Annotated in this window: 9 protein-coding genes and 1 pseudogene; 3 read left to right on the forward strand and 7 right to left on the reverse strand. The window is 56.3% G+C overall.

The genetic code is table 11. The features are described 5' to 3' along the window. The first annotated feature begins 206 nt into the window (after positions 1-206). The 3 genes and pseudogenes from P1S46_09045 (at position 207) to P1S46_09055 (ending at position 1,697) form a co-directional block, all read left to right on the forward strand. Positions 207-710, forward strand: coding sequence for a rhodanese-like domain-containing protein (locus P1S46_09045; protein MDF1536632.1), 504 nt, complete (start codon positions 207-209; stop codon positions 708-710). A 71-nt stretch (positions 711-781) separates the two neighbouring features. Beyond that, positions 782-862: pseudogene (locus tag P1S46_09050) on the forward strand (ferredoxin:glutaredoxin reductase). A 538-nt stretch (positions 863-1,400) separates the two neighbouring features. Further along, the gene (locus tag P1S46_09055) at positions 1,401-1,697 is read left to right on the forward strand and encodes a rhodanese-like domain-containing protein (GenBank protein ID MDF1536633.1); all 297 of its coding nucleotides are present in this window, start codon (positions 1,401-1,403) and stop codon (positions 1,695-1,697) included. A gap of 35 nt (positions 1,698-1,732) precedes the next feature. Here the strand turns inward: P1S46_09055 and phoU are convergent, their stop codons facing one another. From phoU to P1S46_09090, 7 genes are all read right to left on the reverse strand, one after another. Beyond that, a complete protein-coding gene (phoU, locus tag P1S46_09060; protein MDF1536634.1) occupies positions 1,733-2,407 on the reverse strand; it encodes a phosphate signaling complex protein PhoU in 675 nt (224 codons plus the stop codon). Positions 2,408-2,420: 13 nt separating this feature from the next. Next, positions 2,421-3,299 (reverse strand): phosphate ABC transporter ATP-binding protein PstB, encoded by an 879-nt coding sequence (gene pstB, locus P1S46_09065; GenBank protein MDF1536635.1) that lies wholly within the window; start codon positions 3,297-3,299, stop codon positions 2,421-2,423. Positions 3,300-3,369: 70 nt separating this feature from the next. Beyond that, entirely contained in the window at positions 3,370-5,079 is a 1,710-nt protein-coding gene (gene pstA / locus P1S46_09070) for a phosphate ABC transporter permease PstA (GenBank protein ID MDF1536636.1), read from the reverse strand. Beyond that, the gene (locus P1S46_09075) at positions 5,076-7,673 is read right to left on the reverse strand and encodes an ABC transporter permease subunit (GenBank protein MDF1536637.1); all 2,598 of its coding nucleotides are present in this window, start codon (positions 7,671-7,673) and stop codon (positions 5,076-5,078) included. Before P1S46_09075 ends, pstA begins: the two co-directional genes overlap by 4 nt. Positions 7,674-7,769: 96 nt before the next feature. Beyond that, a complete protein-coding gene (locus P1S46_09080) occupies positions 7,770-8,750 on the reverse strand; it encodes a phosphate ABC transporter substrate-binding protein (protein ID MDF1536638.1) in 981 nt (326 codons plus the stop codon). Positions 8,751-9,075: 325 nt separating this feature from the next. Then, a complete protein-coding gene (locus P1S46_09085; protein MDF1536639.1) occupies positions 9,076-10,854 on the reverse strand; it encodes an ATP-binding protein in 1,779 nt (592 codons plus the stop codon). A 43-nt stretch (positions 10,855-10,897) separates the two neighbouring features. After that, a complete protein-coding gene (locus P1S46_09090; protein ID MDF1536640.1) occupies positions 10,898-11,587 on the reverse strand; it encodes a response regulator transcription factor in 690 nt (229 codons plus the stop codon). Positions 11,588-11,825: the final 238 nt, after the last annotated feature.

Raw genomic sequence — 11,825 nt, forward strand, 5'->3', positions numbered from 1 at the left:
CGGTTCCCGTTGAGCCAAAGTCTCGCACAGACTTTGGTGATCTATCAGCAGTCATTGTAAGGAAAGGGAAAACGACGATTTTCCCTTTCCCCAGGACATTAATGAGCCAGGAAAAGTCCCGCCTGGACTTTTTGCGACCCTATCAAGGTTGACTGAAGAAAGGAGTTCAAAGGATGTGTACGCGTAGAGTAATGCTGGGATCGGCCATGGTTCTACTCCTGGTGCTGGGCTTTGCCATGCCTTCCATGGCACTGTTCGGGAACAGGTTCGTAGACGAGGTGGAGAAAGAGGCCGGGGCCGTCAAGCTGACACGGGAGGTCATCCTGGGCGGCTACGACGTGGTCACCGCCGAAGAGCTTGAAAAATGGATCGACGAGGGCAGGGAGATGACCATCGTGGACACCATGCCTTTCGAGGACAGCTACAAGAAAGCCCACGTGCCTGGAGCCGTCCAGTTCCTGTTCCCCGTGCCGGAAATGAAAGAGTGGGACACCGACGAGACCGGCGGCAAGTCCCCGGAGGATTTTGAGAAGCTTCTGGGGGACGACAAGGACAGGACCATCGTCATCTACTGCGGGTTTGTCAAATGCACCCGCAGCCACAACGGCGCCCTTTGGGCGAAAAAACTTGGCTACGGGAACGTCTATCGCTTCCCCGGCGGAATCTTCGCCTGGAAGGGGGCGAAGTACCCGGTGGAGAAGGTGGAATAGGAGGGAAGAAGTCAGGGAGAATGGAAAAGTCAGACACGGTGACACGGGGACACGGCGACGCGGGGAAAGAGCTGGAATACCCGGTTTGGCGGTGCAAAGTCTGTGGCTACCTGTGTGCCCGGGACGATCCGCCCGGTACGTGCCTTGCGTGAAAGGCGGATAAGGACCGGTTCGAAAGGTCCTTTTAAATGCAGGAGCCGGGACATGATCAAAATCTGATTTACTGTGGGGCGGCCTCCAGAAGGCCTCTCCTCAGTTTGCCACCCATCTTGTTTGACGAAGCTTTAACGGTCGCCCGAAGTTTTGACAAAGGCTGATGGGATATAGAAACCCTCGGTAAAGGGTGGGGTTACTAAGGGTAGTACCTGAAATGGTGGGGTGCTGCTGTCTTTACTGTTTTAAAGACTGTGGAAGTCTCCAATTAAGTGGAAAGTGGAAGGTGGAAGCTGTTATTTCACTGTCAGAAGTGGGATACAGGCGCCGTAGCCATAGACATAAACAATGTTTGCCATTGTATTCTTCAATATATTAATATCCCCTTCAGCCATGTTGCCCCGGGCTGATTTGTGATCACCAACCTGACTGCCGAAGGAGGCTTGTCCATGACCAGAACCGTTTTCGTTCTCTTTGCCGCCGTGCTGCTTGGCACCTTGACGCTTATTGCCGCTCCCGCCATTGCCGGGGGGGGAGGTGGGTTACAACTACATGGCCCCTGCGGACCTTAAAGCAAGGATGGAGTCCAGCGCCCCCATGACCGTTGTGGATATACAGGTTAAAGAGGAGTTCGATCAGCACCACATAAAAGGTGCGCTGGCTACCTACGCCTACCCCGTCAAGTCCGAAATGGAAAAGACCAGGCTGGACACCGTTCTTGACCAGATTGCATCAGGTTCGGGTCCCGTGGTCATCGTCTGCCCGCGCGCGGGCGGCGGAGCGCAAAGGGCCTTCGACTACCTCGCCGGGAATCGTCGCCTTCCTCCTCGATGATAGTGCTTTTAACGCTTTTTCCGGGAACAGCGCCTTCAGCTCTTCTCGCTGAAATCCTCGGCCTGGTGGCGGATGATCTCGCCGGTGACCATGTAGATGACATCTTCCGCGATGTTGGTGGCGTGATCGGCGATGCGCTCCAGGTGGCGGGTAGCAGACAGCGTGTGAATGAGAGATTCGGCGCGGTCCGGTATCTCCTTGATCTTCGCGTAGACCATGTCGAACATCTCCTTGTTCATATCATCAACCACATCGTCCATCCTGATGACTTTCCTGGAAAGATCGACGTCCATGTTGATGAAGGAGTCCAGGCTCAGGCGGACCATTTCCTGGGCCTTGTCGGCCATCCCTGAAAAGTCCAGGGGCAGGTTAAGGGGCGGCCTGGTGCAGAGGAATGCCGCCCGCTCAGCCAGGTTGACAGCAGTGTCTCCTATCCGCTCAAGCTCGTTGTTGGTCCTGATGGCCGAAACGATGAACCGCAGGTCCACGGCCACCGGCTGGTGCAGGGCCAGGATCTTCAGCCCCTCCTCGGCGATCTCAACTTCCATCTCATCAATACGCCTGTCTCCCTCAATGACCTCCTGGGCAAGATCTGAGTCCCTGTTTTCCATGGCTATGACCGCCTTGCTCAGGCTTTCCTCGACCACTGTCATCAGGAAGAGGAGCATTTTTTTGAGTTTCTCTATCTCTTTGTGTAGCTGAAGTGTCATTTTTCGATCTCCTTTAACCGAACCGGCCCGTTACATAGTCCATGGTATCACGCAGGTGGGGGCGAACGAAGATAGTTTCCGTGGATCCGTATTCTATCAGATGGCCCAGGTACATGAAGGCGGTAAAGTCGCTGGTGCGGGCCGCCTGCTGCATGTTGTGGGTAACTATAAGGATGGAATATTCACCCTTCAACTGTTCGATGAGGTCCTCGATCTTGTTGGTTGCGATGGGGTCCAGGGCGCTACACGGTTCGTCCATCAGAAGGACCTCCGGCTCGGCGGCGATGGCCCTTGCGATGCAGAGCCTCTGTTGCTGTCCGCCTGAGAGGCCCAGGGCGCTCTCGTGAAGGCGATCCCTGGTTTCCTCCCAGAGGGCAGCCCCCTTCAGGCTGTTCTCACAAACCTCGTCCAGAACGTTCTTGTCCCGTTCCCCGTCTATGCGAAGGGGATAAACGACGTTCTCGTAGATACTCATGGGGAAGGGGTTGGGTTTCTGGAACACCATGCCCATCCGTTTCCTCAGCTCGATGACGTCAACGCCCGGAGCGTACATGGACTCTCCGTTCAGGTTGATGTCCCCTTTGATCCTGACGGTGGGAAGCAGGTCGTTGATCCTGTTAACCGAGCGCAGAAGAGTTGATTTTCCGCACCCCGAAGGGCCGATGAGGGCCGTGACCTGGCCCCTGGGGATCTTCATGTTCACGTTGAAAAGGGCCTGCTTCTCACCGTAGTGGAGATTAAAATCCCTGATCTCGAGAATGGGCTCTTTCCAGTCGACTCCCTTGTGCAAGTCAGTGGGGAAGGTTCGGCCCTGTGCGATCAGTTCCAGACGGCTGATATCATCACTTGCACCCTCTAGCTGGTCACCTGTCGTTTTCTGCAGTTCACTCATCTTATTTTTCCTTTTGTGCACATGTTGTATTTTGTTGTTACCTGTTACCTGTTACCTGTCAGCTGATTAACTAAAACGCAGCCGACTGAAACCTTTTTCTCAACCTTGTCCTGAGATTTACAGCAACGACGTTCAGCAGGAAAACGATGCCGATGAGGAGCAGGGTGGTTGTAAAGACCATCGGTTTGGCCGCTTCGCTGTTCTGGCTCTGGAAGCCCAGGTCGTAAATATGAAAACCAAGGTGCATGAAGCTTCGCTCCGGGTGGATGTACGGAAAGATCCCATCGACAGGAAGCTCGGGAGCCAGCTTGACGGCTCCAACGAGCATAAGGGGCGCCACCTCACCGGCTCCCCTGGCCATGGCCAGGATCATGCCGGTCATGATGCCGGGCAGCGCCCTGGGCAAGACAATCCTTTTTATTGTCTGCCACTTGCTCGCCCCGCACGCGTACGATCCCTCCCTCATGGAGTTAGGCACTGCAGCCAGGGCCTCTTCAGTGGCGACGATGACCACCGGCAGGGTCAGAAGGGCCAGGGTAAGGGCTGCCCATAAGACCCCTCCCTTCCCGTAAGTCGGGTTAGGCAAGCGCTCCTCAAACAGAAGCTGGTCCACCGAAGCGCCAATGATGTAACAGAAGAAACCCAGCCCGAATACACCGAAGACGATGCTTGGAACCCCCGCCAGGTTGTTGATGGAAATGCGGACGATGCTGATCATGGTCCCTGCCCTGGCATATTCCCTCAGGTACAGGGCGGCCATGACGCCGAAGGGCATAACGGCAAGGGACATGATCAGGGTCATGATCACGGTCCCGAAAATAGCAGGGTACACTCCACCCTCGCTGTTGGCTTCCCTGGGCTCATCTACCAGGAACTCCACCCATCGGGACAGGTAGACCCCGGTTTTACCTAGGAGGCTGAGCCGGTTGGGGGGAAAGGCCCTGATGACGTCGGTCAGGGGGATCCCTTTTTCCACTCCCTGGGCTGTTTCCATCACCATGACAAACCGGCCATTGGACCTGTTGAGAGCATCGATCTGCTGACGGATCGCCTTGAATTTTTCAGCGGCCTTCTCTTCTGACTCAGCGTAGTGCGCCTCGGCCTCCTTCCACTGTGGAGAGCCTTTTCCGTTTTCCATTTCAGCGCTGGTCACAGCAAGGCGGGCCTTTTCGAGGAGATGGTTGACCTTGCCCAGATCAACTGTTTCGAGCTTTCGACGTTGATCCCTGCGCTTGCTGACTTCGTCCGTTAATTCAAGGAATTTTGCGTATATCTCACCGGGATCAGTCGCAACGGTTTGTCCTTCGACCTGGAACTCCTTCGGGAAACCATAGAAGATCCCCCATTCAGTACGCTCGATCACAAGGGCCCACTCGGACTGTTCCTCTTCAGCTACCTGGTCGTTCTCGATCCAGCGATAATGCTCGCCGGTGATATCGAAGTTGCCCGTTCTGAAAAGCCTGCGTCCCCCGGTTTGCTTACCTTCCACGTCGTCCGGGTTGCGAAAGGGATCTTCGATACGGGTGACTTCGCCCATGAAAACGGAGCCGTCTGTGGTGACAACCCTCTTAATGTGCGATGGCCAGAACGTTTTCATGCCCTGGTAAAGGACGAGGGATAAAAGGCCCACGATCATGAGGATGGAGATGACGAGCCCTCCGCCCGTGAGCCACACCATGGGCTCCCCCTGGGCGTAGAAGGAGGCTCTTGACTTTCTCCTCCTGTGGGAAGAAAGGGGCTTTGACACCTTTTCCCCGCTCTCTTGTGTTGTGTGGCTCATAGTTCGCTTGCTCTCTTTCTGAACCTGAGTCTCACGATCTCAGCTGCCGTATTCAGTACAAAGGTCATGAGGAAGAGGACCAGGGCGGCCAGGAAAAGGGTCCTGTAATGGGTGCTGCCCACAACGGCCTCCGGAAGCTCCACGGCGATATTGGCCGAAAGCGTCCTGAAACCGTTGAAGATGTTCATCTCCATGATGGGCGTGTTCCCGGCCGCCATTAGCACGATCATGGTCTCACCGACGGCCCGTCCCAACCCGATCATGATGGCCGAGAACAGCCCGCTCATGGCGGTGGGGATGATGATCCTGACGGCCGTCTGCCATGGAGTGGCGCCTGCCCCCAGGGAGGCTGAGCGAAGGTGTTCCGGGACAGCCGAAAGGGCGTCCTCGCTGATGGTGTAGATGATGGGTATGATGGCAAAGCCCATGACGAACCCGACGACCAGGGAATTTCTCTGCACGTAGGTCCCGAACACGCTGCCCCGTGGATCGAGGCCGAGCAGGCTCAGCAGTCCTCCCACAGCTCCGGCTCCCGCCAGGATGGCCAGGCCAGTGAAGGCGAACCTGGATAGATCGATCCAGGCACACCGGTTCCGCGACCATCCGGCAGTGAGGTTCCTAACCCACGGGCTGACCCTGATGGCAGAGATCCAGGCAGCGGCAAGAGCGGAAACCGGGATCATGAGAAAGGTCCAGGCTCCCCAGGTCCCCGGCAGCTGTCCGTCCAGCCAGGCGATGATGTTCCCTGCGAAGAACAGTTGTTCCAACAGGGGTCCTGCCAGGATGGCAAGCCCCCCTCCAAGGGGGACGGGGAGGAAAAGGAACCAGAAACGGTACCCTTGCATCCTGATCGTCCAGCCGTGGGGCAGGAGCTGCCACACGTAGGCACCCAGGAGAAAAGCCAGGGGCATGGTCACGAAAGTGGCCAGAAATACCGTGAGCAGATCCTCCACAACGGGGGCGAAAACAAGGGCGGCCAGGAAACCGAGAACGACGCTGGGCAAGCTGGCCATGAGCTCTACTGCGGGCTTGACCCGGCTCCGGACCCGGGGAGTCAGAAATTCACTGGTGAACACGGCTGCCATCAGGGCGATGGGCACACCGAAAAACAGGGAATACAGGGTGGCTTTCAGTGTTCCGAAGATGAGGGGCATCAGGCCGTATTTCGGCTCGAAATCGTCAGTGGCCGCAGAGGACTGCCACACATGTTCCGGGCCGCTGGCGCCCTCGTACCAGACTGGCAGAATCAGGGAGCGGAAGGTGGTTTCCGGGTAGTATGGTGTCATTTCCCTTACAAGGAACCTGTCGGGAAGAGCCACCAGCAGGGTGTCGTCTTTAGGGGCGAACACCATGTCGAGGACAGGCCCGTTACCTCCAGGGGAGGGAAGGTCGGCCAACTCCTTGTGGCTGGTCACGTGAACGACCCTGGAGGTACCGTCTTCGTAACCGATCCCGATCATCCGCATCCTGGCGGAGGATGCAATGGATGTGACCGGGCTTTTGGCCCCGGGGAACTCATGGGCCTGAGCCAGTTTCAGTTCATCTTCACCTGTCCCCGTCATGGGAATGCGCACCGGGAACCAGGCCCGCACCACCCCGGTGCTGTCCCCGGCGAGGAGCGTGGTCCTGCCCAGGAGATATTTCAGGACTGTCAGGGATTCTCCGTCTTCCGGGACCAGGTCCAGGACCTCCTGGAGAAAGGGCCTCTCGAAATCGCGGGTGTTGAACCGTGCCAGCGTGCCGTCCGGCCACGCAATGGAAACGGTGTCACCAAGTCCTGAAAGGGCGATGAAGACAGGTTTGCCATCCCTGGGAATGGCACTGAAGGACAGGGAGGTGGAATCGGTATCCACGAACACCTCGCCCGTGAGCATGTTCTCCCTCTCTTCGACCCGCACAAGCTGGAAAGTCCGGTCCTCATGGAACACTGAGTAGACACGGTCCGAGCCGTCGGTGCTCTGATCGATGAGAACAACGGCTGTTCCCGTGTCCCCCTTTATTGGTTCGCCAAAGGAAACAGCCAGCCTCTGTGTCCGAAACTGGTCCCGGGAGATCCTCTGGACCGTGGCGTCGCCGATACGGCCGATATCAGCTCCTGAAAGTGCACGCACCTGTTCACTGGCGTCCTCGATATCAAGGAACCCGGTTTCGAAGCTGATCTTGCCGAAGGACACGGTACCGTCTGAAAAACCGACGATGGCATCCGGCGTGGAGAGGGAAAAGGAGGATGCTGTGATCTTCCTTCCGGGGAACAGCTGCCGTTGTTCGATCAGGGTGCCATCTGCAAGGCTGAAGGCCTTCACGTTGCCGTCGGAAAACAGCTGCCAGACCATGGTCCTGTATTCGTCCACCTGGGTGTGGATGACCCGCGACATTTTTTCGTGAAGTTCCAGGGGGTGCTGAGCCCCGAGGGTAGCCGGTTTGAGCAGAGGATAGACAACCCAGAGGAGAAGGAAAAAGACGGTGGAAACTGCGATAACGGTCCCGATCCCTCCAACGGTGATGATCCATTTCGAAAGGAAATCCCCTGCCTTGACAGACCAGGGGGTTTCCTTTTTTCTTTTTCGACCTGTAAAGGCTCCGGGAGTTGACATAAGAGGATCCTTGCAATGGAAGCGGGCGGAGGCCCGTAAGGCCCCCGCCCATATTATCAACAAGCTCGTGGTTTAATAAAAATACACCCGGTGTCTCTACTTGATGCCCACGGACTTGAGAGCTTCATCGGCGATCTTTGCGGAAACGGGAAGGTAACCATCCTTGACCACCACTTCCTGGCCCTCCTTGCTGAAGATGTACTTGACGAACTCTTTGCGGAGAGGGTCCAGGTCGCTGCCCGGTTTGAAGTTGACGTACACATAAAGGAACCTGGCCAGAGGATACTCGCCGCTGTAGGCGTACTGGGGCTCGGCCGGGATGAACTTGCCCCCTTCTTTTTTCGCGAGGGGGACTACCTTTACATCAGCTGTCTTGTAGCCGATGCCGGAGTAACCGATCCCTCCAAGGTCTGTGGCCACACCCTGGACTACCGCGGAGGAGCCGGGCTGTTCCTTCACGGAGTCCTTGTAGTCGCCTTTACCCAGGACGTTTTCCTTGAAGTAGCCGTAGGTGCCCGAAGCGGAGTTCCTGCCGTAGATGGAAACAGGCAGGTTGGAGAACTTGCCTTTACCACCTACCTGGCCCCAGTTGGAGATGTCTTTCTTGTATCCCATTTTGCGGCTCTTGGAGAAAACGGCGTCCACCTGTGGGAAGGACATGCCCTCGACCGGGTTGTCCTTGTTCACGTAAACGGCCAGCATATCGATGGAGGTGGGAAGAGCCACCGGCTTGTAGCCGAACTTGCCAACGAACTCATCCACTTCCTTGTCCTTCATCTTGCGGCTCATGGGCCCGAAGTTGGAGGTACCGGCGATGAGGGCCGGTGGCGCTGTGGATGAACCCTTACCCTCTATCTCGACAGAAACGTTGGGGTAAAACTTTTTGAACCCTTCGGCCCAGAGAGTCATGAGGTTGTTGAGGGTGTCGGAGCCAACACCGTTGATGGACCCGGAAACTCCCTTGACAGGTTTGTAGGAGGGAAGCTTGCTGTCCACCTTGACCTCAGCCGCCCCGATGCCCGCGAAGGTGAGGCAAATCAATGCCGCCATTACAGCTATGATCGTGGTCTTTTTCATTTTAACGTCCTTTCTCTACAGTTTGATAAGCCGTTAATTCCAGGAAGCTAAGGCCGGTCCCATGCGGGACGCTCAACCTCGTTTCTCCAGGTTACGGTCGGGATTATGAACCCTGAATGTTAGGAAAGGGTTAGGAGGAGGTTAAAAGAAGGCAAGAAAAGGAGAGATATCAGGAACCTTGTGATGGGATGGTATTAGGGAGAGGGGTCTGTGTCCTATGTCCATGCCTGGTCGCTGTGTCCCGAGGGAGCAATACTGGAACGGGTGCATAAAGGCACAGCTGAGTTTTCAACCGATGAGATCCTGGCTCACCGGCTGGGCTTCATCATGCCGGCAAGGAGATGGTGAACGTGCTGCCCTTCCCGGGCGTGCTGGTCACGGAGACCTCACCGTTGTGGGCCTGAACGATATGCTTGACGATGGCAAGACCTAACCCGGTGCCGCCTACCTCTCTGCTCCTTGCCTTGTCCACACGGTAAAATCGCTCGAAAAGACGGGGCAGATGTTTTGCCTCGATACCAGATCCTTCGTCCTGGACGCTCAGTTCGAGGGTGCTTTCGGTTTTACTGCATACGATAATGATCCTGCCCCCGTCCTTGCTGTACTTGACCGCATTTTCGAGAAGGTTGATCAGGGCCATGACGAGGAGGGGAGGGTTGATATTTCCCCTGAGCTCCTGGGGACAGTTGACCTTCAGTCGGATATCTTTCTCCTCGATCCCCGCGTGACAGGCCTCCACCGCTTTGTCAACGACCTCCCGGATGCTGCTTTCCTCGAAGCTCATCTCGCCGGATTCCAATGCTGTTTCAACCCTGGAGAGGTCCAGGAGATCTGCTACGATAGTGTTGAGCCTGTCTGAGTGCTTCCCGATGATCCCCAGGAACCGCCTGGTTACCTCGGGATCGTCGAGAGCCCCGTCCATAAGGGTCTCGACGAACCCCTTGATGGAGGTGATGGGAGTCCGGATCTCGTGGGAGGCGTTGGCAACGAACTCTCTACGGATGTTCTCCAGGTGGCGGATGTTGGTGACGTCGTTTAGAACAACGAGGGCTCCCATGCGTTTTCCCGCCGCATCGTTCAGGGGTGTACCGTGGGCCTGTATATACCTTTTTTGACCATTATAAAAAACGGCCTCCTCTTCAAGAGGTGAATCGCTTTCCAGGGTAGTGGACACGAACCGCTGAAGGGTCGAGTTCCGGAGGACCTCCTGGATAGGCCGGTCGACCACATCTTCTTCCCTGACACCAAGCAGAAAGGCGGCTGCCCTGTTGAGGCTTATCAGACGCTCATCAGTATCGAAGGCAAGGACCCCCTCCACCATGCTGGACAGGACGGCCTCCAGTTCGTTGCGCTGGTTGATCACAGTCCGCATGCGGTCATCGAGCTGCTGGGCCATCCGGTTCATCTCGGTGGCGAGGGTCACGAACTCCTTCGTACCCGTGCTCCGGATGGGAACCGAGAACTCTCCCCTGGCGTACCTGTCCACTCCTTCATGGATCTCCCTCAGGGGAGAGGTGATCCTGCGTGACAGCAGTACGGTGACCAGGACGATGAGAAGCCCAGCAGCCACGGACCCTGCAAAAAGACGGTAGCGGGCTGAGAGAAGGGCATCGGTGAGGCTGGAAACAGGCACGGCTACCCTCACCACGGAGCCTTCCCCGGTACCCTCAAGGGGGACCGCGACATACAGCAGGTTCTTCTCCAGGGTGTAGCTGTAACGAACCGAAGAGCCATCTCCTTCAGCAAGTGCCTGCCTTATCTCAGGCCTGCTGGAGTGGTCGTCCATCCCGGCCGGATCCCTTTCCGAGTCGCACAGAACAGCACCGCTTTGGCCGATCATGGTGACCCTGGTACCGGACCTGGTGGCGAACCCTTTACACCAGTCCTGCGGGGAGGTTGGAGCGGAAATGTTATTTCCAACCTCAAAAAACTGTTGGGCTGAGCTGGAAGCAATCCGGGCGATAGATGTGAGGTCGTCCACCTTCTGACGGTAGTAGAAGCTGTTCATGTCCCTCGCCGCCATCCAGGTCATGGCTGCGAGAGAGAGCACTACCGTGACGAGGTAGACAGGCAGAAGTCTTGATAAAAGGCTGTTGCGGGTCAATATGGCTCCTGACGGAGGTGCCCATAGCACATAGCCCATAGCACTATTCTTTAAACCGATACCCCACCCCACGAACGGTCTCGATAACATCTCCGTGATCACCCAGTTTTTTTCGAAGGCCAAGGATGTGCACGTCTACGGCCCTGTCGGTTACGTGGTAGTCGTCGCCCTTGACGGCATCGACGATCTGGGTGCGGGTGAAGACCCATCCGGGTCTCCGGGCAAGGAAAAGGAGGATATTGAACTCTGTGAAGGTGAGGGAGATGGATTCTTCTCCCGCCCTGACCTCCCGTCTGCCAGGATGGATATAGATGTCTTGTTGCTCGATGGGTGCCCCTTCGCCTCCCTCGGTGTCTTCACGGGCCCTTCTGAGAGATCTTCTTACCCTTGCCACGAGCACCTTCGGACTGAACGGTTTGACGATGTAATCATCTGCACCAATTTCAAGGCCCAGGACGATATCGGACTCCTCACCTTTCGCTGTTACCATGATCACCGGGATGGCGGATGTCTGTTCCCCGTGTTTAAGGACCCGGCAAGCTTCAAGCCCGTCCATTCCGGGCAGCATCAGGTCCAGCAGGATCATGTCAGGCTTCCAGGTAGCGGCAGTTTCGATACCCTCCTCGGCGGAAAAAGCGGTCGAAACCTCGAACCCATCCCGGGTCAAGTTGTAACGGACAAGCTCCTGGATGTCCTTCTCATCCTCGATAAGCAGGACCTTCTCTCGTGCCATTTCATACTCCTGCGAGGGCAATAATAGCTCCCCTTACCAGATAATGTTAAATTCTGATCAAGGAATTGTAGTTAGAGCGCATCCGAAAAGCCCGGATTTTATCAACAAATAAGTGACAATTCACTCCATGACGATGCCGGCGCGACATCGCAATTAAGGGAACGATTAAATTGGTGCCAACCTCGGCTTTAAATGAAGGAAACTACTTCATCGGGACATACTCGCCCCTTAACGCCGG

It is taken from the genome of bacterium (assembly GCA_029210545.1).
In the GTDB taxonomy this organism is placed as follows: Bacteria; BMS3Abin14; BMS3Abin14; order BMS3Abin14; family BMS3Abin14; genus JARGFV01.

Excerpts from the sequence above, each read along its gene's own strand:
- pstB (MDF1536635.1), bottom strand. The coding sequence starts at position 3,299 with ATGAGTGAACTGCAGAAAACGACAGGTGACCAGCTAGAGGGTGCAAGT.
- P1S46_09075 (MDF1536637.1), bottom strand. The coding sequence starts at position 7,673 with ATGTCAACTCCCGGAGCCTTTACAGGTCGAAAAAGAAAAAAGGAAACC.
- P1S46_09045 (MDF1536632.1), top strand. The coding sequence starts at position 207 with ATGGTTCTACTCCTGGTGCTGGGCTTTGCCATGCCTTCCATGGCACTG.
- phoU (MDF1536634.1), bottom strand. The coding sequence starts at position 2,407 with ATGACACTTCAGCTACACAAAGAGATAGAGAAACTCAAAAAAATGCTC.
- P1S46_09090 (MDF1536640.1), bottom strand. The coding sequence starts at position 11,587 with ATGGCACGAGAGAAGGTCCTGCTTATCGAGGATGAGAAGGACATCCAG.
- P1S46_09080 (MDF1536638.1), bottom strand. The coding sequence starts at position 8,750 with ATGAAAAAGACCACGATCATAGCTGTAATGGCGGCATTGATTTGCCTC.
- pstA (MDF1536636.1), bottom strand. The coding sequence starts at position 5,079 with ATGAGCCACACAACACAAGAGAGCGGGGAAAAGGTGTCAAAGCCCCTT.